The organism is Ereboglobus sp. PH5-5 (assembly GCF_029504805.1).
Lineage (GTDB): Bacteria > Verrucomicrobiota > Verrucomicrobiia > Opitutales > Opitutaceae > Ereboglobus.
In genome coordinates this window covers 39,832-63,958 of sequence record NZ_JAQFIT010000018.1, presented here as the reverse complement: position 1 = coordinate 63,958, position 24,127 = coordinate 39,832, and the positions used below count along the sequence as shown (strand labels likewise).

At 59.0% G+C, this 24,127-nt stretch carries 24 protein-coding genes; 11 read left to right on the top strand and 13 right to left on the bottom strand.

What is annotated here, in order from left to right; translation table 11 throughout:
- Positions 1-82 precede the first annotated feature (82 nt).
- Complete coding sequence (locus M2103_RS11955; protein ID WP_345783558.1) at positions 83-940, top strand: MFS transporter; 858 nt, start codon at positions 83-85, stop codon at positions 938-940.
- Between the two features lie 1,434 nt (positions 941-2,374).
- Here M2103_RS11955 and M2103_RS11950 read toward each other — a convergent pair.
- Positions 2,375-3,445 carry an inorganic phosphate transporter gene (locus M2103_RS11950; RefSeq protein WP_277510823.1) on the bottom strand — a complete coding sequence of 357 codons (1,071 nt, stop codon included), beginning with the start codon at positions 3,443-3,445 and terminating at the stop codon, positions 2,375-2,377.
- A 65-nt stretch (positions 3,446-3,510) separates the two neighbouring features.
- On the bottom strand, positions 3,511-4,152 hold the full coding sequence (locus M2103_RS11945; protein ID WP_277510821.1) for a DUF47 family protein: 642 nt from the start codon (positions 4,150-4,152) through the stop codon (positions 3,511-3,513).
- A gap of 785 nt (positions 4,153-4,937) precedes the next feature.
- On the opposite strand from M2103_RS11945, the gene M2103_RS11940 reads away from it, so the two are divergent.
- A complete protein-coding gene (locus M2103_RS11940) occupies positions 4,938-5,162 on the top strand; it encodes a hypothetical protein (RefSeq protein WP_277510818.1) in 225 nt (74 codons plus the stop codon).
- Between the two features lie 71 nt (positions 5,163-5,233).
- Here M2103_RS11940 and M2103_RS11935 read toward each other — a convergent pair whose 3' ends face one another.
- On the bottom strand, positions 5,234-6,280 hold the full coding sequence (locus tag M2103_RS11935) for a nucleoside hydrolase (protein ID WP_277510816.1): 1,047 nt from the start codon (positions 6,278-6,280) through the stop codon (positions 5,234-5,236).
- Positions 6,281-6,683: 403 nt separating this feature from the next.
- Between M2103_RS11935 and M2103_RS11930 the strand changes: the two genes are divergently transcribed.
- The 4 genes from M2103_RS11930 to M2103_RS11915 all read left to right on the top strand — a co-directional run bounded on the left by M2103_RS11930 (position 6,684) and on the right by M2103_RS11915 (position 11,329).
- Complete coding sequence (locus M2103_RS11930) at positions 6,684-7,712, top strand: LacI family DNA-binding transcriptional regulator (RefSeq protein ID WP_277510815.1); 1,029 nt, start codon at positions 6,684-6,686, stop codon at positions 7,710-7,712.
- A 129-nt stretch (positions 7,713-7,841) separates the two neighbouring features.
- A complete protein-coding gene (locus M2103_RS11925) occupies positions 7,842-8,867 on the top strand; it encodes a GRP family sugar transporter (RefSeq protein ID WP_277510814.1) in 1,026 nt (341 codons plus the stop codon).
- A gap of 16 nt (positions 8,868-8,883) precedes the next feature.
- Positions 8,884-9,813 carry a ribokinase gene (gene rbsK, locus M2103_RS11920; protein ID WP_277510812.1) on the top strand — a complete coding sequence of 310 codons (930 nt, stop codon included), beginning with the start codon at positions 8,884-8,886 and terminating at the stop codon, positions 9,811-9,813.
- Between the two features lie 97 nt (positions 9,814-9,910).
- Positions 9,911-11,329 carry an IS1380 family transposase gene (locus M2103_RS11915; RefSeq protein ID WP_277510810.1) on the top strand — a complete coding sequence of 473 codons (1,419 nt, stop codon included), beginning with the start codon at positions 9,911-9,913 and terminating at the stop codon, positions 11,327-11,329.
- A 137-nt stretch (positions 11,330-11,466) separates the two neighbouring features.
- Here the strand turns inward: M2103_RS11915 and M2103_RS11910 are convergent, their stop codons facing one another.
- The 4 genes from M2103_RS11910 to M2103_RS11895 form a co-directional block, all read right to left on the bottom strand.
- Positions 11,467-11,727: a hypothetical protein gene (locus tag M2103_RS11910; RefSeq protein ID WP_277510807.1), complete on the bottom strand. Its 261-nt coding sequence runs from the start codon at positions 11,725-11,727 to the stop codon at positions 11,467-11,469.
- Between the two features lies 1 nt (position 11,728).
- Positions 11,729-11,911: a hypothetical protein gene (locus tag M2103_RS11905; RefSeq protein WP_277510805.1), complete on the bottom strand. Its 183-nt coding sequence runs from the start codon at positions 11,909-11,911 to the stop codon at positions 11,729-11,731.
- A 275-nt stretch (positions 11,912-12,186) separates the two neighbouring features.
- Positions 12,187-12,753 carry a hypothetical protein gene (locus M2103_RS11900; RefSeq protein ID WP_277510803.1) on the bottom strand — a complete coding sequence of 189 codons (567 nt, stop codon included), beginning with the start codon at positions 12,751-12,753 and terminating at the stop codon, positions 12,187-12,189.
- 133 nt (positions 12,754-12,886) lie between these two features.
- Complete coding sequence (locus M2103_RS11895; protein WP_277510802.1) at positions 12,887-13,876, bottom strand: KpsF/GutQ family sugar-phosphate isomerase; 990 nt, start codon at positions 13,874-13,876, stop codon at positions 12,887-12,889.
- A gap of 86 nt (positions 13,877-13,962) precedes the next feature.
- Between M2103_RS11895 and M2103_RS11890 the strand changes: the two genes are divergently transcribed.
- The 3 genes from M2103_RS11890 (at position 13,963) to hemE (ending at position 16,251) form a co-directional block, all read left to right on the top strand.
- The gene (locus M2103_RS11890; protein WP_277510801.1) at positions 13,963-14,817 is read left to right on the top strand and encodes a LysM peptidoglycan-binding domain-containing protein; all 855 of its coding nucleotides are present in this window, start codon (positions 13,963-13,965) and stop codon (positions 14,815-14,817) included.
- Between the two features lie 48 nt (positions 14,818-14,865).
- Complete coding sequence (locus tag M2103_RS11885; protein ID WP_277510800.1) at positions 14,866-15,069, top strand: hypothetical protein; 204 nt, start codon at positions 14,866-14,868, stop codon at positions 15,067-15,069.
- 111 nt (positions 15,070-15,180) lie between these two features.
- A complete protein-coding gene (gene hemE, locus M2103_RS11880; protein WP_277510799.1) occupies positions 15,181-16,251 on the top strand; it encodes a uroporphyrinogen decarboxylase in 1,071 nt (356 codons plus the stop codon).
- A 92-nt stretch (positions 16,252-16,343) separates the two neighbouring features.
- On the opposite strand, the gene kduD is transcribed toward hemE, so the two are convergent.
- The 3 genes from kduD to M2103_RS11865 form a co-directional block, all read right to left on the bottom strand.
- On the bottom strand, positions 16,344-17,114 hold the full coding sequence (kduD, locus tag M2103_RS11875; RefSeq protein ID WP_277510798.1) for a 2-dehydro-3-deoxy-D-gluconate 5-dehydrogenase KduD: 771 nt from the start codon (positions 17,112-17,114) through the stop codon (positions 16,344-16,346).
- 43 nt (positions 17,115-17,157) lie between these two features.
- Positions 17,158-17,982 (bottom strand): 5-dehydro-4-deoxy-D-glucuronate isomerase, encoded by an 825-nt coding sequence (gene kduI / locus M2103_RS11870; RefSeq protein ID WP_277510796.1) that lies wholly within the window; start codon positions 17,980-17,982, stop codon positions 17,158-17,160.
- Between the two features lie 283 nt (positions 17,983-18,265).
- Entirely contained in the window at positions 18,266-19,165 is a 900-nt protein-coding gene (locus M2103_RS11865; RefSeq protein ID WP_277510795.1) for a rhomboid family intramembrane serine protease, read from the bottom strand.
- 170 nt (positions 19,166-19,335) lie between these two features.
- Here M2103_RS11865 and M2103_RS11860 point away from each other — a divergent pair, with 170 nt between their 5' ends.
- Entirely contained in the window at positions 19,336-19,569 is a 234-nt protein-coding gene (locus M2103_RS11860; protein WP_108824775.1) for a ferredoxin, read from the top strand.
- 139 nt (positions 19,570-19,708) lie between these two features.
- The gene (locus tag M2103_RS11855; protein WP_277510793.1) at positions 19,709-20,515 is read left to right on the top strand and encodes a hypothetical protein; all 807 of its coding nucleotides are present in this window, start codon (positions 19,709-19,711) and stop codon (positions 20,513-20,515) included.
- A 143-nt stretch (positions 20,516-20,658) separates the two neighbouring features.
- Here the strand turns inward: M2103_RS11855 and M2103_RS11850 are convergent, their stop codons facing one another.
- Genes M2103_RS11850 through mreC form a run of 3 tightly spaced genes read right to left on the bottom strand, consistent with a single transcriptional unit; the run spans position 20,659 to position 24,039 of the window.
- Positions 20,659-22,638 carry a penicillin-binding transpeptidase domain-containing protein gene (locus M2103_RS11850; protein ID WP_277510792.1) on the bottom strand — a complete coding sequence of 660 codons (1,980 nt, stop codon included), beginning with the start codon at positions 22,636-22,638 and terminating at the stop codon, positions 20,659-20,661.
- 4 nt (positions 22,639-22,642) lie between these two features.
- Positions 22,643-23,182 carry a hypothetical protein gene (locus tag M2103_RS11845; RefSeq protein ID WP_277510789.1) on the bottom strand — a complete coding sequence of 180 codons (540 nt, stop codon included), beginning with the start codon at positions 23,180-23,182 and terminating at the stop codon, positions 22,643-22,645.
- Positions 23,179-24,039 carry a rod shape-determining protein MreC gene (gene mreC, locus M2103_RS11840; RefSeq protein ID WP_277510786.1) on the bottom strand — a complete coding sequence of 287 codons (861 nt, stop codon included), beginning with the start codon at positions 24,037-24,039 and terminating at the stop codon, positions 23,179-23,181. Before mreC ends, M2103_RS11845 begins: the two co-directional genes overlap by 4 nt.
- Between the last annotated feature and the right edge of the window lie 88 nt (positions 24,040-24,127).

Genomic DNA, 24,127 nt, shown 5'->3' with positions numbered 1-24,127 from the left:
CACTCGGATATCTTTCCCCGGTTGACTTCGAAAAACTTAACAACTGATCTTCCCATCCCGTCTGCGCCACTGTCCGCAATTCGTGGGTAAGCCCACCTTTCTTATTCAGGTGCAGTCGATCTCTCCGATCCTTGCGCCCATCATTGGTGGTGTGATACTCAGCCTCATGGGCTGGCGCGCGATCTTTTGGGTTCTCGTGGTCTTCGCCTTGGCCGCATGGGGGTTCGCGTGTTTTTTCATTCCAGAAACCCAACCGATTCAGATGCGTTCGCGCCTCACTCCCGCGGGCGTATTCAAAGACTACTGGGAGATTATAAAAAACCGGCGTTACCTCGGAATGGCGCTCTCCAGCGGACTGATCATGGGAACGCTCTTCACTTACATCAGCGGGTCGTCCTTTATTTTCATGACGCATTTCGGGATGTCGCCAACTGTCTACAGCATCATGTTTGCGGCCTATTCCGTCGGCATGATTCTGGTTGGGCAGTGGAACATGTATTTATGCTCTCGCATGAGTGTGCGGAAAAATCTTAGGTTTGGCTTTACCGTCCACCTCGGTTGCCTCGGCGTGCTGCTCGCGGCCCTGCTGCTCGGCGTTGAAAACGCGGTCGTCGTTTGCGGACTGTTGTTCTGTGCGATATCCAGCCTTAGTTTTCTGTTCGGCGGGCTCACCTCCGAGGCCATTTACTGTGTCAGCGCCCGGCGCGCGGGCACCGCCTCCGCGTTGCTCGGCGTGGTGCAATACGTCATCGGTGGCGGGGCGGGCATTCTGCTTGGACTCATTCCCAACGGCACGTTGCTTCCCCTGGTTTTGCTCCTCTGCGCCTGTTCCGCGCTCGCCCTCATGTTCTGGCGATCCGCCAGTTCGCTCGCAAGTTTTCGCATCGTGAACACGACCGTATCCGTCGCAACGGAGGAAGACCGGCAGTCGGCATCCTAGGAATTTTTTGAAGGGATCGAGCCCATGATTGTTGATTAATTAAGTTGACCGAATGAACGGGAGTCGGAGCATCACGGGCATGTCTCGCGCGATGCAAATTCAGTATCCGAATGTTCGTTACCGCCTGGTCGACCGCAACAATTACAGGGCGGAGCCAATGGAGGCGCACCGGGAGGAGTCGCCGACCAGCGCGCCGGTTTGGTGGATTGCGAAAAAGCTGGACTTGGGCAGGCTCTCAAGCGGTCGCAAATACGTGCGTGAAAATCAAATTAAGGTCTATGAGAATCAACGAACATCAACCTGACCCCTTCAAAAATTCCTATCACCCCGGATTAAGTGTTACCTATCTCTCCGGATCATACCGGGATATATGGGGACTGTAGTAGGTTTTTACCATTCGCATGATAGTAGTGGAGGTGATTTTTCTTACCCTAACATGTATCCGGGACAAAAGGATAGTGATTATCAGGTAGTAAATAATTCAGGAAAACCAAGTTATCTTGGAAGAGTGCACCATAGTCCACTTTCAAGTAATACCGTCGTGCGTGTAATGGAGAAGCGCGATAACAAAATAAAAACTAGAACAATTGGGAGCTATAAATGGAAGTATGAATAAACATATTATATATTTATTATTCACCGTTATTTTTATCAGTGCTACGGGAGGATGTGCAAGGAACACTTCGATGAAATCAGTTGGCTGTATGCCTATTGAACCATTAGACTATGTCGATGTCCCTATTAGTGAATTATTTAATAATCCATCAAAATATGATAATCGAGCAATATCAGTGATTGGAATCTATGCTGGATATAGAAATGTTGGGCCGATTCTTTATAAGAATAGAACTGAGTTCGAATCAACGGATCCTGACGTCATCTGGATTCATGGACGTTATACAAAATACACTAATGTTAGACACGGCACCCCCGTTATTGTTCGGGGCATATTTAAGGTGCCACAAGAACATGTAATTAGATTATATTTTGCTGAAATCCACGAGGTGGTTTCCGTAGAGGGAACGTGTTGCGAGCCAAATTGAAGAAAAGGTGTTACAAGGGTATGTGTTACGAACTTTTTTGGCGTCGTGTGTGCCAAGGAAAGCTTGGTGCCTCTTGCAAGGTGAGAGACCTTGTTGGGCAAGGAATAGTCAACCGCCCATACCAAGTGTTGGCGTTATTACGGAACTGAAAAACAGAAAGTGAACAACAATCAAAACAGTGAACAAAGAGCAGGCGAAGGGGTCGGGACGTTGTTTAGGGCAGGCGAAGGGGTCGAGGGCAGGCGAAGGGGTCGGGACGTTGTTTGTTGATTGAATCGTGTCGGGCCGGATGCGTTTTGCTGTTCAGACCCGGGTTGGCGCGGCATTTGGGATTGCGCTGAGGTGCGGCCATCCTCGTGGTGGTTTTATTCCACCACCAGCCCGCGACGCATCAAAATGTGAACAGGACATGCGCGAGGCGCATCAGGCCGAAACCGACGAGGCAGGTGATCGGCAGTGTGAGCACCCAGGCCCAGACGATGCGGCCGACGATGCCCCACTTGACCGCGCTGAAACGCTTCACCGCGCCGACACCCATGATCGAGGTCGAGATGACGTGCGTGGTCGAGAGCGGCACGCCGAAATGCGTGGCGGCCACGATCACGCACGCCGCGGAGGTTTCGGCGGCGAAGCCGTTTATGGGCTGAAGTTTTACCATCTTGTGCCCCATGGTCTTGATGATGCGCCAGCCGCCCATCGCGGTGCCGGCGGCCATCGTGATGCCGCAAAGAAGAATGACCCAGGTGTGCACCTTCATCTCGGGCGTGCGCAGGAACGATAGCCACGAGGGCAGGTCGTCGAACAGGCCGCTGGTGGTGGCGGTGCAAAGCGCGAGCGTGACGATGCCCATGCCTTTTTGCGCGTCGTTGGAGCCGTGGCTGAATCCCATCCACGCGGCGCTGACGATTTGCAGCTTGCCGAAAATCATGTTGATGAAGCGGGGGCGCACGCGTTTCAGCACAATGTAGAGAATGCTCATCACAATCACCGCCACGCCGAAGCCGATGCACGGGGCGATGAGCATGGGCATGATGACCTTGGGCCAGATGCCGATGATGTTGCCCGCCGCGTCAACATCCGACCAGTGCAGCACGCTCCAGTCGCAGTGCGCCGAGGCGACCGCCGCGCCGCAGAGCCCGCCGATGAGCGCGTGGCTGGAGCTCGACGGAAGGCCGAGCCACCAGGTGAAAAGATTCCAAAAAATCGCGCCGAGCAGCGCGCAAAGCACCGCGGGCATCGTGATCACGCTCACATCGACAAGCCCCGCGCCGATTGTCATGGCCACGCTGGTGCCCATGATGAGCGCGCCGGCGAGATCGACGGTGGCCGCCATCATGACGGCCTGGCGGGGCGTGAGCACCTTGGTCGATACGACTGTGGCGATGGAATTGGCGGTGTCGTGAAAGCCGTTGATGAACTCGAACGCGAGGACGGCGATGATGACGATTAGGAAAAGGGTCATGGCGTGGCGCGGCGACTGCTGGGCGGCGTGCTGAGGTTATCGGTGGGAGATTGCCGACGGGCCGCTCAGGAGTATTTCAGCACGATTTGGAAAATCACGTTTCCAGCGTCACGGCAGCGGTCGATTGCCTTTTCAAGCATTTCGAAAAATTCACCGAGAATGACGGTTTCCTTCGCATCGTAGGGGCCCTGGTAAAGTTCCTTTATCAATTCGAGCAGGTGCCGGTCGCCCTCGCCCTCGATGAATTGCAGGCGGGTGTTGTCCTCGCCGATGCGTTCCATGTTGGCGCCGCCGCGCAGCTGCTTGACCATGCTCACAACACACTCGGCGGCCTTGCTCAAGTAGGCGGCCTGCTGGATCAGGCTTTCGCGGGGGAGCTTGCCGGGATAAACCGAGATGCGCGAAACGAGTTTCTCGACCGTCTTGGGAATTTTGTAGAGCGCGGTCGAAAGCGCCTCGATGTCCTCGCGCTCAATGGGGGTCACGAAGGTGCGGCAGAGTTCCTCGGTGATGCGGTTGTTGATTTTTTTGTCCTTGCGACGGTTGTGAATGAACTCGTCGAGATCGGTGGAGGAATTGCGAAACGCGTCCAGCCGTTGGAGAAAGTTTGAAAGGAGCTTGGTGCTCGTGAGCGACTCTTCCGCGCTGGCTTCGAGAAGATCGTAGAATTTCTGGTCTTTGCCGAAAAGCTTTTTGAGAGAGATCATGAGGGAATCCCAGAGGTTGGGAGATTCGACGCGACTTGGGAAATGAAAATTTTGAGAAAATAAAGGTATGTCGCAATGCGGCGGTGGACGATTGATTGCACTTCGCCCCGCGATTAGGCGCAAAAAACAGGAAGGCGGTCGCGCGGGAGACGGCGTCTTATCCCGGTGGGGTGGCATTTTCCATCAATCCGCCGCCATTTGCCGGTCACCGTTGCGGACGAATGCGGGAAAACGCACGCCGGTTTTGGCGCGGTGTGGGGTGTAATTGCAATTGGTAGCCGTTTGATGGAATACGCGACGAAGCTGAGTTATTTTGGAGTGCGGTGGCAAAGGGAGCGCAAGCGACCGGCGACACCGCTTTGAACAGCGTAAGATTTTCACCGGGCGCAAATCGCTCAAAGCGGTGTCGCCGCTTCGCTTTGCCACCGCACTCCAAAGGATTGCATCTTTGCGTTTTGCTACCATTCGCAATTACACCCCGCGGTGTGTGTGTTGGGCGCCTGGCACGGGACCTGTTTATTGCACGCATGGCGGTTTTGATCATGAGGCCGGAGGGCGTTCGCCGGGCGTTCTTTGAAAGTGCGGGCGACATGGGCGGGGTGGGGCGCGGCGTTTCCAAGGCATCCCAAAACTGAAGGATTTGGGGCGTGTCGCGATTGCGCGGCGTGGCTCCGAACAGCGCGATGCCCGCGGTCTTTGCGGACGGTGGTGTCGCGGTGTCTGAAACCAAAAACACAAAACCAAAAGAAACCAAACTCTCCGCCTTTGCGCGGAGTTTATAAAAAATGAAAACAGTCAATAAACTCGCGGTTGTGCCCGGCCTCGCACTCGGTGGAGCCGTCGTCTCATCCTTCGCCTCCGGGGTGGAGGCAACTGATCCGGGGGCTTGCATCGTATCGTATCGTTCGCACAAACCTGAATTCCCCGCGCCCGAGGCAACAAAGGTGCTGTTGCCGGTGCGCTTCACGACCGCATCGGACAACTGGGCGCGCCGTTTGGCGAGCCATTAAACAAAGCCGCCGCCCGCAATTGCGCGGGCGGCGGCTTTGTTGTTTTTAGAGTTATTTGAAGCGCGCGGCATTTACTTTTTCTGCGGCGGCTCGGAGGCGAGCGCCGCCAGGACCTCGCGCAGGCGCGCGGCTTGCACGGCGTCCACGATGAGGTAGTAGTTGTTGCCGTTTTTGTCGGCGACGAACTTTGTGTGGCCGTCGGGGCCGAATTCGACGTTGCCGGCGGGCGAGAGCGTGAAATAACCGCGGTCCTTGCCGGGCCACACGGCGTAGGCCACCGAGGTGAGATCCCAGCAGGGGCGTTCGTGCGGCGTGGGGTTGTAGGCCTGGTAGGCTTGCTGGACGGGGTGGTTTTTCACGTAGCGGTAATCGTTGTCGATGCTCCATGCGGGATAGAGCACGGCCTTGCCGATTTCAAAGCCGCTCCACACGATGGGGGTCGGCCAGCCCGCGACGAGTTTGCGCGCGGCGGGCACGTCCCAGCGCACGTTGAACTCGGGCTTTTTCTTGTTGCGGGTGTCCTGTGGAAATTGCCCCGCCATGATGGAGAGGATTTTCACTTTTTGGCGGACGAGCTCCTTGCCCGAAAGGGGCGAGATGGCGTCCGGGCCGGATTCGAGCAGACGGGCGAGATTTGTGGAAAAACCAACTTGCACCATGACGATTTCGCGATCGCCGGCGGAGGCCAGCACGCGGCGTATCAAGTCAACCGATTTCGGCGCCTTGGCGGCGTTGAACTTGGCCGGATAAAGCAGCTTTCCCTTGCTGTCCTTGTAGGCGGCGACTTTCAGATACTTGCTTTCGGGAACGGCGACGGGGGCGTCGGGCGTGACTCCGATGGGAATGTTCGGCCTGCCGTAAAAGGTGTTCACCGCGGCGACAAATTGCCCCGCGTCGGGTGTCGGATAGGTGAGCGTGACGGCGAGCAGTTCGCTCACGCCGCGGTTTTGCAACGAATGGAGCATGGCGAGCGCGAGCGCGTCATCGACATCGTTGCCCATGTCGGTGTCGAAGATGATTTTCACGGGCTTGCCCGGCTCGACGGAGTAATCCAAGGCGGACGCGAGGTTCGCCAGTAACAATGAGGACGCAATCGCTGCGATGATGAGGTTTTTCATAGGGAATAATCGTGTGGATTTTTGGGAGGGAAGACAAAAACGGCACCAAGTGAAGCACTTGTAGGGCTTCCAAAATGCGGGATTGAATTGGCAATGAGAAGAAATATGCCACTCGTGTCAACACAATCGTTTGCGCAGATTGATTTGCAGTGTAATTTAGTGTAAATCATTCAGTTGTGATATAATCAAAGGGGCTCTTTATTTATCCAATGGTATGGGGGCGCATAAATTAACCTGCGCCATGAAACTAAAAATCTGATTTATTAATTCACATCTACTTAATGTTCAATGAATTATTTTTTCATTGACGGTCGTGTTGAAATGAACTCTAACGATTGCGCAAAACCAGTAAACCCCCGCCCGCGCATTTGTCTTTGTTATCAATATAATCCGTTTTCTTGGAATGAATTCCAGGCCTCGCAACTCCCTAAAGCTCATCTCGGAAAAGTTTGGCGTTTCGCCAACCACGGTTTCGCGTGTGCTCAGCGGACAGGCCCAGAAATACCGAATTAGCCCTGAAACCGAAAAAGCAATCAAGGACTTCGCCGCGAAGGAAAACTTCACGCCAAACCCGATTGCGAAAGGCCTGCGCCTCAAAAAAACGCACACCATCGGCCTGATAATTCCCGACATCGCCAATCCCTTTTTCGCCGGCATTGCCAGCCAGGTCGTCAACGTGGCGCGCACGCACGGCTACTCAATCGTGCTTTGCGACAGCGAGGAAAACCCCGCGCTTGAAAAGCAGTCCATCGAGTTGCTCTGGGCGCGGCAGGTTGACGGCATGATTCTTTGCCCGGTCGGCCAGACGCCGGATTACCTCGAACGCTACGCGCGCGAGCAACGCCCGCTGGTGCTGGTCGATCGCGTCTTCCCCGGCCTCGGCCTGCCCTATGTGAGCGCGGACAATTTCGCCGGCGCGAAAAACGCCACCGCGCACCTGCTCGACAACGGCCACCGCCGCATCGCATGCCTGCGGGGCATGGTCGGCACCGCGCCCAGCGAGGCGCGCGTCGGCGGCTACACCGCCGCGCTCAAGGAGCGGGGCGTTCCCTTTGATCCGCGCCTCGTCGTCGGCGATTCCTTTGGCGAGCAAAGCGGCTACCTCGACACCAAGCTCCTCATCCGCGCGACCCCCGACATCACGGCGATCTTCGCCATGAGCAATCTTCTCGCGCTCGGCGCCCTGCGAGCCTTGCGCGAGGAAAACCGCGGCGTGCCCGGGGACATTTCGGTGATCGCCTTCGACGACCAGCCCTACCTCGCGCACCTTTCCCCGCCGCTCACGACAGTCGCGCAGCCGCACCTCGAAATGGGCGCCGCCGCCGTCAAGCTCCTCCTCGACGAAATGCGCGCCCCGTCGAGCGCGACGAAAAGCGGACTGTGCCTGCCCACCTCGCTCGTCATCAGGCAGTCCGTGCGAAAACTGGATTAGTATAAATTAGTATAAATAATATAAACGTCCGCGCCGCGCGTCCTGTCGTCCGCCCCGTCTCACTTTTCCGCCGTTATTATCCAACATCAAACCTGCAAGACAAAATATAAACCCAAAATATAAAACATCATGCTAACAATACAATCATACCCTGTCGCGGTGATCCTGTGCTTCGTGACCATGCTTTGCTGGGGATCGTGGGGCAACACCCAGAAGCTCGCCAGCCGTGAGTGGAAATACCAGCTCTTCTACTGGGACTACGGCCTCGGCGTGCTGCTCTCCGCGCTCGTCATGGCGTTCACCATCGGGAGCATCGGCTCCGAGGGTCGCTCCTTCCTCGCCGACATCTCGCAGGCCGGCACCAACCACATGGCGCTCGCGTTTCTCGGCGGCGTTTTGTTCAACCTTTCAAACATCCTGCTCGTCATCGCAATCGACATCGCCGGCCTCGCCGTCGCGTTTCCGATTGGCGTCGGGCTTGCGCTGGTCGTCGGCACGCTGCAGACCGCATTCTTCCGCCCCGGCGAGGTCGGCAACGCCACGCAACTCTACATCGGCGTCGCGCTCGTCGCCGTCGCCATTGTCCTCAACGCCCTCGCCTACAAAAAACTCATGGCCGCCAAGAGCGGCGGCGGCAAGTCCGGCGGCTCCGCGTTTGGCATCGTGATCTCCGTCGTCGCCGGCCTCCTCATGGGCGGCGGTTTCTTCGGCCTTGTTTCCAAGGGCATGATTCAAAACTTCGCCGCGCCCGAGCCCGGCCTGATGACGCCCTACACCGCGCTCGTCGTGTTCGCGCTCGGACTCTTCCTCTCCAACTTCGTCTGGAACACCATCGCCTCGAAAAAACCCGTGCGCGGCGAACCCGTGCCCGTGAGCGACTACTTCACCAAGGGCAATCTCCGGCTGCACGCCGTCGGCATCCTCGGCGGCACGGTTTGGAATTTTGGCATGGCGTTCAGCCTCATCGCCGCCTCCGCCGCCGGCGCCGCCCTGTCCTACGCGCTCGGCCAGTGTGCCACAATGGTCGCCGCCGTCTGGGGGGTGTTCATCTGGAAGGAATTCAAGGGCGCGCCCAAGGGCACCTCCTCGCTCCTCGCCGCCATGTTTATTACCTTCTTCATCGGCATCGCCTTCCTCGTCATCTCGAAGCTCTAAACGCCATTTTCCCAATATGAAAAAACCTCGCATCCTCGTTGTCGGCAGCTCCAACACCGACATGATAATAAAACTCGGACGCATTCCGCGTCCCGGTGAAACGCTCATCGGCGGACGGTTTGTGACCGCCGCCGGGGGCAAGGGCGCCAACCAGGCCGTTGCCGCCGCGCGCGCCGGGGCCGACGTCACCTTCGTCGCCCGCGTGGGCCGCGACATGTTTGGCGACCGGGCGCTCGCGGGACTCAAGGCCGACAAAATCAACACGCGCCACATTCAGCGCGACCCGAAAGCGCCCTCGGGCGTCGCGCTCATCTTCGTGTCCGAGTCCGGCGAAAACAGCATCGCCGTCGCCTCGGGTGCCAATGAAAAACTGCTCCCAAAGGACGTTCAAAACGCCGAGGCCGCCTTCAAAAACGCCGACATGCTCGTGACGCAACTTGAAAACCCGATTTCGTCGATCACGGCCGCCGCGCGCCTTGCGAAAAAGCACGGCGTGCCCGTCATATTGAATCCCGCCCCGGCGCCCGCCGCGCCGCTTCCGGCCTCGTTGCTCAAGCTCGTCTCGATCATCACGCCCAACGAAACCGAGGCCGAGTTTCTCTCCGGCATCAAGGTCACCGACACCGCCAGCGCCGAGGCCGCCGCCCGCGTGATCATGGGCAAGGGCGTGAAAAACGTGATCATCACGCTTGGCTCGAAAGGCGCATATCTGTGCAACGCCGAAACGAGCAAACTCGTCCCCGTCCGCAAAGTGAAGGCGGTGGACACGACCGCCGCCGGCGACACCTTCAACGGCGCGCTCGCCGTCGCCCTCAGCGAAGGCCGCTCATTGGCCGACGCGGTGTGTTTCGCCAACGCCGCCGCGACGATCTCCGTCACCCGCCTCGGCGCCCAACCCTCCGCGCCCACGCGCGCCGAAATCGAGCGCCTGGTGCGGAAGAAATAAGCGAATGCCATTACTATTCAACCTGAAAACAGCGATTGAAGGAGGGGGAAAAGAGCACTGTTTCGCCCTAAGGAAAACTTCGTCAAGATGTTGGGTGATGAAAAACAACATTCACGAAGCGAACGAAACAGTGCATCACGAGTTTTACCGTCTGGGCGACGGACGCAAAGCCATTTTGCGTTCCACTCCGCGGCCGGTCACGCCTTTCGGCGGCCTGGCCGTCCTGGTCGAGTTCTGGCGGCAGCTCGATTTGCCCGGCGCGGTGCGTTCGCTTTTGCCCTTCGACTACACTTCGCCCAACTCGCATGGGCCGCTCAACATCCTGCTCGCCTTCTGGCTGGGCGTGGCGGCGGGAGCGCGGCGCTTCGCGCATGTCAATTTGCTGCGTTCGGACGTGGCCTTGCGTGAGTTACTCGGCTGGAAGCGTTGGCCGGGGGAGGATGCCACGCGCGCGTTTTTCGGCCGCTTTGGCTGGAAACAAATCGACGCGTTTTTCCCCGCGCTTAACGCGTGGTTGCTCGCAAAACTGAAGCGCCAGGGCGTCACGCTTGATCTGGATTCGACGGTGTTCGAGCGGTATGGGAGGCAGGAGGGGGCGAAGAAGGGTTACAATCCCCGGCGTCCCGGCAGGGCTTCGCATCATCCGTTGCTGGCGGTTTTGGCCGAGCCGGCGTTTGTGCTGCATGGTTGGTTGCGCAGCGGCAACACCACCGCGGGGCGCGGCGTGATGGCGTTTCTGACGGAGGCGTTGTTACTTTTGCCGGAGGGCTGGCGGTTGCGTTGCCTCAGGGCGGACAGCGGTTTTTTCGATCAGGCGTTGCTGGGGTTTTTGGAGGCGCGGGAGCTTTGTTACATCGTGGTGGCGCGCATGACCAAGTCGATCAAGCTGCATTGCGCGGGGGTGCGCGAGTGGCGCGAGCTGGATGAAAACTACGCGGTGGGCGAGTTCCGGACCGCGTTGCAAGGCTGGGCGGGCGAGCGGCGGTTCATTGTGGTGCGCGAACGCGTGCGTGAGAACAAGCGGGCGGTGGGGCGCAAGCTTATCGATGTGCCCGGTTACACCCACCGCGTGTTCGTGACCAATCGCAACGATGCGCCCGAGGCGTTGTGGCGCGATTACAACCAGCGCGCGCGAATCGAGCAGCGCATATGCGAACTCAAGGACGACTTGGCGGCGGACAGTTTTTGCCGGCGGGAGTTTTTTGCGACGGAGGCGGCGTTTCGCTCGGTGCTGATGCTCTTCAACCTGCTCAGTGTGTGGCAGGGGGCGGCGTTGGGCGAAAAGCGCGAATACAAGCGTCCGGTGACGCTGCGCATGGAGGTGTTCCTGTGCGGAGCGGTGGGCGGACGAAGCGGGCACAAGCATGTGCTGCACATGAGCAGCAGCTGGGGCGGGTTGGAAAAACGCAAGCCGATGATCGAACAAACATTGCGATGGTGCCGTTCAATCGCGCCGCGATTGGAACAGCCCGGTGAAAAACCAAGGAACATCCCCCCGGGCCTGCTGCAAAATTAATCTCCAATCGCGGTTTTCAGGTTTAAGGTAGGGCGAACCGTCTCGGTGAGTCGATAATGCGACCGGCTCACCGGGACGGTTCGCCCTACCTTCCGCTTCCGCCCACCACATACATGCGTGATTTTGCCTTTCAGGGATCATCTACGATCGCGCATCAGAAATGCGCCAGCAAACGATACAACACCAGCAGCCATAACCCATGGCGCAAACCGACGTCCCGCTTCTTTTGATATGCCTCCATCCTTCCAAAACCCGACCTTATGCACAGGCGGTGAAGGAGGTTCTTCCTCGGTCGCAAATGGTTTGAATAGCGCAAAACCAAATCCGCAGAAAAACATCCCGAGGGCAATCAATACAATTTGAATTTTTTCTCGGAGTAGCAGCATCTTCTGCAACATGTCATGAATTTGGTGTTTTCTTTATTTCGAACCATCGGTTTGGAACAAACAATAGCAGCACGAACATGATCATCGGCACAGCGACGACCCGCCGCCAGTCGGCCTGCTTTATACCGTGCTCGACCATTTCGTAGATAGCGAACCCTATAGCTGCACCGAGTGCCATTAGAATTTTCGTTTTCATAGTGCCAATACTTGCTTTGCTGATCAGCGCTATTGAGCCAAGTTCGTTTTTGGGATTGCGGGGGACATGGCAAGAATTGTTTGCTTATCATCATGGGTGTCAATGGCGGAACCTTTTGGGTTGGTGGCAACCGCTCTGCCTCAAAACGCGCTAGTTTGCTTGTAGGGGCGCACCTCGCGTATCCGGGTTTCGAATTCATCGGCGAATGGTGTTCGTCCGCGTTGCCGCCTTTATGTCAAAAGGCAAGACCTCGGCTGCTCCGCTGCAACGCATGGTTAGACCGTTCCACCGTGATAATATGGATTCTTGATAAATTCATCGCACCAATTCCGAAAGTATCCGAACACAAATTCGCGATGCGCCCACTGCGAAGTGTCCACAAATCCGAACCACTCGCGCTCCTCCTCAACTGCTGATAGACTGGGGCGCTTGTCCTGAAGGTAGCTCAAAATATCCTCGACATGCTGCCGAAGACGAGCCACGCGGCTGGTGGCAGGCTTAGATGCACGAACACCAGCCAGCGCTTCTGAAACATGCGGCATCAAATAGCTGCCAGAGCCGTCGATAAGCTCCCAGCTCATCGCGAGCAAAATCATCAAGCAGCCGGACTGCACGAACTCCAACCTCTCTCCGTCCAAGTCTTCGAGACTCAACATCTCCCAATACGGCAGAGAATACACATCTCCGTAGTAAAGGTCGCCCATGACATGCGAATAGTGTGCTTGCTGCTGATAGAACAAACAGATGTCAGCCTCCAGCTTCTGGAGCGCTACCCAATCGCGGTTTGGACTCGGTGCGTGCAAGTCCTGAAACTGCCAATTGATTTTGGGGTGGTCTGGCATAGCGGCCTAACGTTAAATCTGAGCCACGCGCAGGCAAGTGCTTTCGTAGGTCGGACAAACAGTCTTTCGCATACGCGGGCGCACGTAAAGTGCGCCCCTGCGAATTGCGTGCGCGTGTCGTTTCACCACGCGCTTACACGATCTTCAACTTCGGCAGGTCCTGGCCGTCGATCACGCCGACGGGGCGGGCTTTTTTGTCAACCACGATGAGATCGTCGATCTTGTGCTTTTCGAAAAGGCGCATGGCCTCGACGCCCAGGGCGTTTTCGTCGATGACCTTCGGCGTGCGCGTCATGAACTTGGAGACGGGTTTGGACAGGAAATTGTTGCCGGTGAGCGCGGCGCGGCGGAAATCGCCGTCGGTGAGGATGCCCGCGAGCTTTTTTGTCTTCGGGTCGATGATCGCGATACAACCGGACTTGGCGGCGGTCATGGCGAGGATGGATTCCTGGAGCGTGCCGTCAGCCGTGATGAGCGGGAGGCGGTCGCCGGTGCGCATGATGTCCTTCACCTTGAGCAGCAGCAGGCGCCCGAGGTTTCCGGCGGGATGGCGCAGGGCGAAATCCTCGCGCGTGAAGCCGCGTGTTTCGAGGAGCACCATGGCGAGCGCGTCGCCGAGGGCCATGGCCGCGGTGGTGCTGGCGGTGGGGGCGAGCTCGAGCGGGCAGGCTTCGCGGGGCACGCGATAGAGCAGGCGGCAGTCGGCGTGGCGCGCGATGTCGGAGTCTGCAAAACTGGTGAGCGCGAGGATTTTCAGGCCGAAGCGTTTCAGGGCGGGAATGATGCGGAGGATTTCCTCGGACTGGCCGGAGTTGCTGATGAGGAAGGCCGTGTCGCCCTCGGCGCAGATGCCGAAATCGCCGTGGAGCGCCTGCGTGGGATCGAGGAAGCAGGAGACGATGCCGGTGCTGTTGAAAGTGCCCGCGAGTTTTTGGGCGATGTGCGCGGATTTGCCCACGCCGGAGAAGACGAGCTTGCCGCCGTTCGCGGCGGTGTCGCCCACCATGCGGGCGCAGACGGCGAACTCCTCATCGAGTGCGGCGGCGGTTGCCTTGAGGGCGTCCATTTCGGTGCGGATGCAGGCGCGGGCTCGGGAAAGGGCGATTTTTGTGGAAAGTGTCATTGATTTGAATTGTCTCTGCCGGTTTGTTGCAAAAATTACGAAGGAGTTTATTGTCGTTCAAATCCTTTTCCGTCTAGCTTTTCAAGATGAGATCCCGCCGGTCCCTGTTTTCCGTGTTTTTTTGCCTGTGCGCCGCGCTGCTTTTGGCGGCGGGATGCTGGCGCGCGGAGAGCACCGCGGAAGTGGCGGAGGTTGACGAGCCGGATTACAGAAAGGCGAAGGAAATGGTCAGGCAGGGGCGCACGTCGGAGGCGCTGGCCGCGTATGACCGGGTGCTCGTCAAGCGCGGGCTCAACAAGGCGCCGGAGACGCACCTGGACATGGCGATCATTTACCAGCAGCAGGTGCGCGACTACCTGACGGCGATTTATCATTATCAAAAATACATGGCCATAATGCGGAACTCGCCGCAGCGCGCGATGATCGAGCAGCGGATCGACGCGGCAAAGCGCGACTACATGAGCACGCTGCCCGGACGGCCCTCGCTGGATTTGTCCGGGGCGTCCCCGGATTACGCCGAGACAATCAACCGGCTTCGCGCGCAAAACGAACGCCTGCGCGCCGACCTCGCCGTGGCGCAAGCGGCGGCGGCGCGCGTTCCCATAAACACGAGCCAGCAGACAACGGGGCGCGTCGTGGCGGCGGAGAATCCGATCGTCGTCACATCGCGGAACACGCAGTTTTCCCAAGCCGCTCCGGTCGCGACCCGGCAACCCGACGCGCAGCCCGCGGCCGTTTCGCAACCGGCGCCGCAGCCGCAACAGGCCGCGCCCGCGCGCCGGCACGTGGTGCGCCAGGGTGACAGTTTATACAACATCGCGAGGCAGCATTACGGCTCGGCGCGCAACGCGCAGGTGGACGCGATTGTGAACGCCAACCGCGACCAGCTCCAGTCGCGCAACACACCGTTGCGCGTGGGAATGGAGCTGCGCATTCCGTGAGACAGTTTTTTATCGCCAATCGGCGCCAACCAACATGAATGAATGCAAATGAACTCGAACAATCATAACGAAGGATTAAGCGCGGGAAAATGCGGGCGGGGCTTTTTCCGCGCGGGCGTGCTGGCGCTTGTTGCGGCGGTGTGCGTGTTGATGTCGGGCTGCCAGTCGTTCCGCGCCTGGGGCGAATCGGGCAACAGCACGGGGACAACCGGCGGCGGAAGCCTGTCGATTCCACTCGGGAAAAAGCGATAGTCGGGGAAACAGAACACAAAGGGCGGGAGTCGGAAAACCAGAGGCCGGACACCCTGTCCGAAGTCTGTTTTTTCACCGCTCCCCGCTCACTTCCCGTTCTTCCCATTTGCCATGACTTCCCGTGAACGATTTCTCGCCGCGTGCGCCTCGCAACCGTTGTCGCGCCCGCCAGTGTGGGTGATGCGGCAGGCGGGGCGTTATCTGCCGGAATACCGCGAGCTGAAGGCGCGTTCGTCGTTTCTTGAAATGGTGCGCACGCCGGAGCTGGCGGCGGAGGTCACCTTGCAGCCGTTGAAACGGTTTCCGGGGCTGGACGCGGCGATTTTGTTTTCCGACATCCTGGTGATTCCCGAGGCGCTCGGGCAGGCGTATGCGTTTCGCGAGGGCGGGGGAATTGAAATGGCGCGGCGGATCGGGTCGCGAGCGGACATTGACGCGCTTGCGCCGGCGGAGGCCGTGCCCGAGCGGCTTGCGTATGTGGACGGCGCGCTGCGTTTGCTCAAGGGCGAGATGGCTCCGGGCGGCAAGGCGCTGCTCGGTTTCGGCGGTTCGCCGTGGACGCTGGCGGCGTATATGCTCGAGGGCGGAAGCTCGGACGATTTTGCGCGCGCGAAGCAGCTTTATTACACGGACCGCGGCGCGTTCGAGGCGCTGATGCGCAAGCTCACGGACGCGTTGATCGCGTATTTCCGGATGCAGGTCGCGGCGGGGGCGGACGCGATCCAGATTTTCGACTCGTGGGGCGGAATCATCGCGGCGCATGACTACGAATATGTATCCTTAAAATGGATACGCGAGATCGCGGCGGCGCTGCCCGAGGGGTTCCCGTTGATTTTGTATGCCAGGGGCGCCGCGGCGCAGCATGGCGCGCAGGCGAAGTCGGGTGTTCGCGTGTTGAGCGTGGACTGGACGGTGAACCTGGCGGCGCTGCGGCGCGGATTGCCGGCGGGCGTGGCGCTACAGGGCAACCTTGATCCGGCGCTGATGCAAATGACGCCGGAGATTGTGCGCGACGAGGCGGTGCGCTTGCTGTGCTCGATGCGCGGGTTGCCGGGCGGGCATATTTTCAACCTGGGGCATGGCATCACGCCGTCCGCCAAAATCGAGTGCATGCACGCGCTGGTGGACGCGGTTGTTGAATTCGGGGAGGACGGGGGAAAGGCTGAAGGGCTGAAAGACTGAAGGGCTGAAGCGTGGGAGGGGAAATAAAAAAGCGCGCCGGGAATTCCGGCGCGCTTTTTGTTTGAGTGTGGTTGCGTGCGCTGGGTGTTCGCTTAGCGGGAGAGCCAGCCGCCGTCCACGGCGAGGGTGTGGCCGTTGATGTAGTCGGAGGCGGGCGAGGCGAGAAACACGACCGTCGTCATGAGGTCCTCGGGCGTGCCCCAGCGTCCGGCGGGGATGCGGTCGAGGATCGCCTTGTTGCGCTCCGGGTTCTCGCGGATCGGGCGCGTGTTTTCCGTGGCGATGTAGCCGGGGGCGATCGCGTTGGCGCAGATTTTGTGCGGCGCGAGTTCGTTGGCCATGAGCATGGTGAGGCTCTTGATGCCGCCTTTCGACGCCGCGTAGCCGGGCACGAGGATGCCGCCCTGGAACGAGAGCATCGAGGCGATGTTGATGATCTTGCCGCCCTGGCCTTGCGCGACCATCTGCTTGGCGACGGCCTGGCTGAGGAAGAAGGGCGTGGAGAGGTTGATCGCGATGACGTCGTTCCAGTTTTTCGCGCTGTGCTCGGTGAAGGGTTCGCGGCGGATGATGCCGGCGTTGTTCACGAGGATGTCAACGCGGCCGAGTTTTTGCACGACTTCGGCGACGATGCCGGGGGCGGCTTCGTCTCCCTTGGAGAGGTCGGCGGTGATGCTGACGCTCTTGCGGCCGAGGGCGGCGACTTTTGCGGCGGTTTCATCCATCGGGATGACGTCAACGAGCGCCACGTCCGCGCCGGCTTCGGCGAGGGCGAGGGCGTAGCCTTGGCCAATGCCGCGGCCAGCGCCGGTGACGATGGCGACTTTTCCGTCGAGTTTGAAGAGATCGAGTAATTTGCTCATTTGATTATTGATTGTTTTGGTTGGCGATTGGGTGAGGGAAGACTCAGCGCATGTCCTTGATTTCGACGGCGTCCATGTCCTCGAACTTTTGGTTGTCGCCGCCCATGGCCCAGACGAAGCGGTAGGCGGCGGTGCCGCAGCCGGAGTGGATTGACCAGCCGGGGGAGAGGACGACGTCGCGGTCCTGCACCATGATGTTGCGGGTGCGGTTGGGCTCGCCCATGAGGTGCACGACCATCTGGTCCCGCGGCACGTCGAAATAGAGATAGACTTCGGTGCGGCGGCTGTGGACGTGCGAGGGCATGGTGTTCCAGACGCTGCCGGTTTCGAGCGTGGTGCAGCCCATGACGAGCTGGCAGCTCTTGATGCCGCCCTCGAGCTGGTGAATGTAGCGGCGGATGACGCGCTTGTTGGCGTTGACCGGGTCGCCGATGGGCGGGGTCTTGATGTCCTCGCCGCGGAGAACGGCGGTCGGATGCTTCATGTGGGCGGGCGTGCTGATGCAGTAGAACTGGGTGTCGCCGGAGAAGGTGACGTCCTGCTCGCCGAGGCCGATGTAGAGGCAGTCGAGGTGGCCGAGCTCGTATTTGTTGCCGCCGACGGTGACGGCGCCGGGCGTGGCGGTGATGTTGAGGATGCCGATTTCGCGGCGCTCGAGGAAGTAGGACGAGCCGATTTCTTTGTAATTGCCGAGCTTGAGGGGCGCGCCGGCGGGCTGCACGCCGACGACGACCATGCGGTCGAGGTCGGTGTAGTGGGCGATGATCTGGCCGGGTTGGAAAATACCCTGGATGAGATAGGTGTCGCGGAGCTGCTCCGTGGTCATGCTGTTGGTGGTGTCCGGGCTGGCGGAATAGTGGAGTTTCATGGCTTTGTTGTTATGTTTCTATTGCGGGTTTACTGGTTTAAAATCGGAAGGCTTTAAGTAAAGGGTCGACGCAATCAGTCAGTTCGATTTTGCAATGACCGCGGGGAAAACGCGGCGCAAAAGCATGACCGCGAACGGAGGGGCGGCGAAGGACTTCATGATTGTGATCAACATGAACACGGATAGTGATGGGAAGGTGAAAACGGACACGAGCAACATGCGCTTCCAAGCCAATGCCGGTTGCCGAAAAAACCAAGCGCGAAAAACGCGCGGCAGGCCGGTGCTACTTTCCGCTGAGCATGTCCTTGGCGCTGTCGAGCGTGCGTTTTTCCTCGTCGGTCAGCGAGGCGAATCCCTGGCTGTTGATCTTGTCGAGAATGCGGTCGACCTCGGCGCGCAGATCGGCGCGGCTGGTGATGTTGACCGTGTATTTGGGCGCGACGACCGCGGCGGGCTTTTTCTTTTTCCGGAGCCATTCGGGCAGCGCGGACTCGCGGGCTGCCTCACTTCTGCGCCAGGCCCGTTTGTGGATCAGGAAATAATAACAGACCGCCACGATTATGCCGCCGACATGCGCCGAGTAGGCGACTGAAATGTCGGTGTGCCTGCCGGGGATTTCGAGAAACAACAGGCCGCAGAGGTCGAGCGTGGCGGCGGCGATGGCCAGGTATTTCGGGCGGATGGAAACCGGTATGATGAAGAACAGCAAAACCGTGATTTTGTTGTTCGGATAAAAGCACGCGAAGAGAATCAGCAGCGCGAGCGAGATGCTGCTCGCGCCGATGAGCGTATAATACTGATGGTGGAAATTGACGGCAAGCCACATCAGCCCGCCGCCCGCCGCCGCCGCGATGCAGAACCAGGCGAAGCGTTTGTTGCCAAGCAGCGGAAGCACCTCGCGCCCCATGAAGTAAATCGTGATGCCGTTCACAAGCAGGTGCAGCCAGTTGCCGTGAAGCAATGTGTAGGTGACGAGCGTCCACGCGCGACCCTTGACGAACAGGCCCGGCACGAGTGCGGCGGCCTGCGTGAAAGTGCCGTCCCCGCCGGGCACGAGCCGCTCAAAAATTGACTGTATGATAAAGCCTGCGCCAATCGCGCAAAGCAGCCACACCAGCGTGCTGGTTTGCCGCTGGGTGTTCCTGTAATTGTCGCGAACGTAGGATCTGTCTGAGAATGACATCTTGAAGAGGGAATCTGTCTTGGCGGAGAGGCGGCAAAACTTGCCCGATAAGCCGGCAAACACAAGCACTCGTCCGTGAAAATTTGCGGGCGCAAGCGCGTGTTTTTGCGCCCACGGGGGAAATGAGCTAACTTGACAGCGCGAAGTTTTCGTTTTGTTTGCCTGTCATCATGGCAAACAAAGACGATAAATGGCCCTCCAATGTTCCCGGTAAATTCTATGTCGACCAGCAATGCATCGACTGCGACCTGTGCCGCGAGACGGCTCCCGCGTTTTTCGCGCGCAGCGACGAGGGCGGATACTCCTACGTGCAAGCGCAGCCGGCGACCGAGGAAGACACGGCGCTGTGCATGGAAGCCCTCGAGGGCTGCCCGGTCGAGGCCATCGGCAACGACGGCGAATAAGCGCGCGACGCGATTTCAGATCGCAAATCCCGGGTTTCAAAGCCGCCGATTTTGAATTGGCGGTTTTTTTGTTTGCTTGATGACGCGACACGACATGTCAGCCTGACAATCAAACTTCAGCGAATCAACAGCCCCCGCCATGAGCATGCGCAAACCATTTGTCGTTCTTGTCGTCATGTTTTCGGCGATTCTCATCCTGGCGGCGTGCTCGAAAAAAACGCCCCCTCCAATTGAGCAAAAAGAGGCGGAGGTGGATTGGGTGCCCCCGCCCCTTTCGATAGAATCAATCTTCTACGACCGTGAACCTCTGGTTGTGCAGGTTTCGCAAGCGACGGTTGTGTATGTTTCGCATATTCCTGTCCGCCCTGGCGACGTTGACCGTTACACCTACAATCCTGATGACGAGATCATCGTCATGCCTTCGGATTTGGACGACATTCCTGCGCGGATGGACATGCACAAGGCCACTCAAGATGTCTTAAAGAAACCCGCTTCAATTCTGCTCACCGGCGATGATTTCGCAACGTGCGGCCCTGTTGTTGCGGTTATTGATTCTGCCACTCGGGCAGGCATCGAACAGATTTTCTTTGAAACAAACTATCGGGAACGTGGACGGGTGGGGTTCAAGGTCGAAGTAGGCGGAGGCGTTTCTCTTAAGTATTCGGATCATACTGAAAAACTTCGGAACAATCCGGAATTATCAAAAAATATTCTCAATATCACGGTATCCGACAATGATACTATATTGTGGGAGAAAACACCTGTGACTCCGGAAGAATATGCCGACAAGCTGCGCGACTATGCAATTCGCGTGGGGCCGGAAAATGCGATCGCCATTGTTAATGTTAACTCAAAAACCGGATACCCCGCCTTCCGATTTGTGCTGGATCAGATGAAGCGTTGTGTGATTCAAAGCGTTCAAGTCAGGCTCCACCGCCATTCTTGAACGCAGGTTTGGCGGGTTTTGCCCTGGCGGGATATTCGAAAAATGCGACCGGAGGGAATCCGTATTGGCCGCCGCCGAGTGAGGGGATGGAGGTGGATATGCAGCGCGCGTAGGTGCGCCCCTACGGGGACAGTCCGTTGGCGTTACATTTCCGTTTGCGCGGGGATTTGGTCGGGGTGTTTTTCGAAATACTTTTTTAGCACGTAGCCCGCGATGGGTGCGGCGTTGGCGCCGCCGCCAACATCTTCGCCGGGGATGTCGCCTGAAAGAACTACCGCAACGGCAATGCGCGGGTTTTCAGCGGGCGCAAATCCAATGAACCATCCCAGATGGCCAATGCCGCGTTTGCCATTTGCACTCATTTCGCGCTGGGCGGTGCCGGTTTTTCCGGCGATGTCGAGATAACCAAGGTTGAGCGCCTTGAAGCGCGGATTGGTGAGCATCCGGCCGGAGCCGGTTTTCATGGTCTCGCGCATCGCATCGACGAGCGCGATGCGTTGTTCGGACGTCAAGCCGATGGGGGCGGTGCGCAGGCGAGGACGGTTGGGATCGTGCAAAAGCGTGGGCGGTGTGCGGGTTTCATTGCGTGAGACCGAGGCGGCGAAACAGGCCATTTCCAATGGGGTGACGACAATCTCGTTTTGTCCGATTGCCATGGTGACGGTATCGCCGCCCGCCCATGGTTGGCCGCGTGCTCGGCGTTGGATCGGGTCGGGGATATTTCCTTTGTATTCGGTGGGGAGCTCAATGCCGGTGCGTTGGTCGAGCCCGAAGCGGCGCGCTTCGTCGGCGATGGGTTGCGCGCCGAGGACGAGGCTTTCGCGATAAAAAAAGATGTTGCAGCTCTTGGCGATCGCGTCGCGAAAACTCATTTCGCCGCGCATGCTGTGGTTGTTGCAGACAAAGTTTCGGTTTCCGACGCGGAGTATGCCGTCGCAATAATACTCGGTGTCCGGCTTGAGCACGTTGTGCCGGAATCCGGCGATGGCGTCTATGATTTTGAATGTGGATCCGGGTTGATACAGCCCTTGGGTGGCAAGATTATACCATGCCCCTTGCGTGTTCATCTTGTCCACCGTTGTCTGGCTGAGGCGCGGGAAAAAGTCGTTGGGGTTGTAGCCGGGGTTGCTGGCAAGCACGAGGACTTCGCCGGTGAGCACATCAAGCGCGACCACGGCGCCGCGATAACCGTCGTTGTCGATGTCGCCGAGTTGCGCCTCGGCGACTTTTTGCAGGTCGATATCGAGGCTGGTGACGATGCTTTGTCCCTGGACGGCGCGCTGGTGCTCGAGCGGGGGCTCGATGCGGTAGCCCGCGGGATCGACGCGGTAGATGGTGTAGCCGGGCTTGCCCTGGAGGTGTTCGTTGAATCTTAGCTCGAGCCCGTCGCGTCCCGTGGTGCCGCGCATTTTGAAGGTGGTCAGGTTTTCGCCGGGGAAGCCCTCGGCGTCGAGGTCGTCGCTGGAGCGGATATAGCCGAGCACGTGCGCGGCGGCGCTGCCGTGCGGATAATAACGGATGCTGCTGGCGGTGAGCCGGAGCGGCGAGTTGACGGGCAGTTGCTCGGCGAGGCGCGCGTATTCCCCGGGTGTGAGGTCGTCGATCAGCGTGTAGGGGATGAGCAACTGCTGGTTGAAATGGCGCTGGAAACGCGTGGCGTTCACCGTCTCGTCGCGTCCGGTGATTTCGTTTATCCGGTCGAGGTAGCGTTGCATGACCGCGTAGCGCGCAATGATCCAAAGCTGCCTGGACGAGGGTATGTTTTTGTCGTCCGCCTCGCGGTAGTTGCGGCGCGTGATGAGGTAGGCGCGGCGAAACTCGGCGCGGAGTTCGTCAAGGTTTATGGTGACGGCGTAGCGGGCGAGGTTGCCGACGAGCAGGCGGCCTTCGCGATCGTAGATGTTGCCGCGCGGCCCGGGTGTGAGGATGCGGCGCAGGCTTTGGATTTTTTCGCTTTCCGCGTATTCGTTGGCCTTGAAAAGCTGCTGGTAGGCGAACCCGATGGCGACGATGAGCAGGAGGACGCCGATGGCGGGATAAAAAATGATGATGCGTTTGTCGTAGGTTTTGTGGGCCTCAACGAGCGTGCCGGAGCGCGGGTCTGTCTTGTCGGGCGGCTGCATTTTTTTAGTCGTGCGCGGAGAGGCCGAGCTGCATGTGCGCGTTGATGCCGGCGAGTTCGAGGGCGCGTGTTTGCAGCGCGATATACCACGGCGCGATCAGCGCCACAAACGCGCTCGAAAGCGCGAGGTTCACAAGCAGCGTGAAGAGGACGCCGGTTTGCACGGGGCCGCGAATCGCAAAGGCGATCGCGATCACGACAAACAGGATGGCGTTGGCGCTCACCGCGGCGATCACGCCGGAGGCGGTGTCGACGCGCGGCGTGCGTCCGCGCACGCGGTGAATAATCACGCCCGCCAGCAGAAAAAGCGCCGCGTGCATGCCGAAGGGCACGGCCGACGCGGCGTCGAGCCACAGGCCGAGCGGCAGCGTGATGCGCCAGATGACGCGCGACCGAAAGCGCAGCGCAGCGTGGGCGACCATTAATCCGCCCGTGAAAAGATTGAGGTGCCACACGGCGAGGTAGTGGTTGATTTGCGCGGTGATCGTCCAAAGCAAGATGCCGCAGACAATCACGACAAGCGGCTGGCGGTGGAGGGAGATCATCGCGCGCCTCCCTTCGGCGGTTCCTTGGGGGCGAGCGGCACGAGCACGGTGACCTCCATGAGGGAGGCCAGGCGCGAGTCGAGGCTCACCTCGGCGGATTGGAAAAGCCCGTCGCTGTCGGGCTCGAGTTTGCGTATCACGCCGAGGGAAAGCCCCGGCGGAAACACGCCGCCCAGGCCGGAGGTGACGACGCGCGGCGCCTCGCCGGAGGCGATAAAAATATCGAGCGGCACAAACTCGAGCGAGCCGGTTGCGTTTGAAAACGCCGAGCTTGAGCGTCCCTGAAAATTGACGGGGCGATGTTTGCCGTCCGTTTCAATGACAGCCGAAAGGCGCACGCCGGGGCTGCTGAGCAGATCGACGACGGATGTGTAGAGCCCCACCTCGCTCACGCGCCCCACGACCCCCCCCGCAAAAATCACCGGCGAGCCGACGGTGATGCCGTAGTTGCGGCCCTTGCGAATCGTGATGCGCTGCCACCACGCGTTGTAATCGCGGCGGACAACCCGCGCGGCCTCGTGGCGGTATTCGTTAAACACGGGCAGGTTGAGCAGCGCCTCGAGCCGGGCGATTTCGCCCTCAAGCGTTTTGGCCTCCCTGATTTTGTTTTCGTAAAATGAGTTCAGTCTCGCGATTTCCTGTCCCGCCTCGATGAGGTCGTTCGGATTGCGCGTGCGCATCGCCCAGTAATCCTGAAACGTGCGGATGGTCGCCGCGCTTACGTCGATGGGCGCTTGGAACTCAAAAAACGCGTGTCTCGCGAGGCGTTTCGCTGCGAACGGCAAAAACATCCACGCCGCGAACACGATGGCGAGAACGATGAATGGTTTTGTCTGGTCGAAGCGCTTGAATTGCACGAAGAAATTTTGGGTTTTGAAGTCTGGATTTTGGATTACGCGCTACCGCGCGGAAACGAAAGCGAAATCGGAGCGGAGGCTCCAAAAT

What these genes read in the sequence shown, in the direction of transcription:
- M2103_RS11950 (WP_277510823.1), bottom strand. Translation starts at nt 3,445, where the DNA reads ATGACCCTTTTCCTAATCGTCATCATCGCCGTCCTCGCGTTCGAGTTC.
- M2103_RS11945 (WP_277510821.1), bottom strand. Translation starts at nt 4,152, where the DNA reads ATGATCTCTCTCAAAAAGCTTTTCGGCAAAGACCAGAAATTCTACGAT.
- M2103_RS11940 (WP_277510818.1), top strand. Translation starts at nt 4,938, where the DNA reads ATGAAAACAGTCAATAAACTCGCGGTTGTGCCCGGCCTCGCACTCGGT.
- M2103_RS11935 (WP_277510816.1), bottom strand. Translation starts at nt 6,280, where the DNA reads ATGAAAAACCTCATCATCGCAGCGATTGCGTCCTCATTGTTACTGGCG.
- M2103_RS11930 (WP_277510815.1), top strand. Translation starts at nt 6,684, where the DNA reads ATGAATTCCAGGCCTCGCAACTCCCTAAAGCTCATCTCGGAAAAGTTT.
- M2103_RS11925 (WP_277510814.1), top strand. Translation starts at nt 7,842, where the DNA reads ATGCTAACAATACAATCATACCCTGTCGCGGTGATCCTGTGCTTCGTG.
- rbsK (WP_277510812.1), top strand. Translation starts at nt 8,884, where the DNA reads ATGAAAAAACCTCGCATCCTCGTTGTCGGCAGCTCCAACACCGACATG.
- M2103_RS11915 (WP_277510810.1), top strand. Translation starts at nt 9,911, where the DNA reads ATGAAAAACAACATTCACGAAGCGAACGAAACAGTGCATCACGAGTTT.
- M2103_RS11910 (WP_277510807.1), bottom strand. Translation starts at nt 11,727, where the DNA reads ATGTTGCAGAAGATGCTGCTACTCCGAGAAAAAATTCAAATTGTATTG.
- M2103_RS11905 (WP_277510805.1), bottom strand. Translation starts at nt 11,911, where the DNA reads ATGAAAACGAAAATTCTAATGGCACTCGGTGCAGCTATAGGGTTCGCT.
- M2103_RS11900 (WP_277510803.1), bottom strand. Translation starts at nt 12,753, where the DNA reads ATGCCAGACCACCCCAAAATCAATTGGCAGTTTCAGGACTTGCACGCA.
- M2103_RS11895 (WP_277510802.1), bottom strand. Translation starts at nt 13,876, where the DNA reads ATGACACTTTCCACAAAAATCGCCCTTTCCCGAGCCCGCGCCTGCATC.
- M2103_RS11890 (WP_277510801.1), top strand. Translation starts at nt 13,963, where the DNA reads ATGAGATCCCGCCGGTCCCTGTTTTCCGTGTTTTTTTGCCTGTGCGCC.
- M2103_RS11885 (WP_277510800.1), top strand. Translation starts at nt 14,866, where the DNA reads ATGAACTCGAACAATCATAACGAAGGATTAAGCGCGGGAAAATGCGGG.
- hemE (WP_277510799.1), top strand. Translation starts at nt 15,181, where the DNA reads ATGACTTCCCGTGAACGATTTCTCGCCGCGTGCGCCTCGCAACCGTTG.
- kduD (WP_277510798.1), bottom strand. Translation starts at nt 17,114, where the DNA reads ATGAGCAAATTACTCGATCTCTTCAAACTCGACGGAAAAGTCGCCATC.
- kduI (WP_277510796.1), bottom strand. Translation starts at nt 17,982, where the DNA reads ATGAAACTCCACTATTCCGCCAGCCCGGACACCACCAACAGCATGACC.
- M2103_RS11865 (WP_277510795.1), bottom strand. Translation starts at nt 19,165, where the DNA reads ATGTCATTCTCAGACAGATCCTACGTTCGCGACAATTACAGGAACACC.
- M2103_RS11860 (WP_108824775.1), top strand. Translation starts at nt 19,336, where the DNA reads ATGGCAAACAAAGACGATAAATGGCCCTCCAATGTTCCCGGTAAATTC.
- M2103_RS11855 (WP_277510793.1), top strand. Translation starts at nt 19,709, where the DNA reads ATGAGCATGCGCAAACCATTTGTCGTTCTTGTCGTCATGTTTTCGGCG.
- M2103_RS11850 (WP_277510792.1), bottom strand. Translation starts at nt 22,638, where the DNA reads ATGCAGCCGCCCGACAAGACAGACCCGCGCTCCGGCACGCTCGTTGAG.
- M2103_RS11845 (WP_277510789.1), bottom strand. Translation starts at nt 23,182, where the DNA reads ATGATCTCCCTCCACCGCCAGCCGCTTGTCGTGATTGTCTGCGGCATC.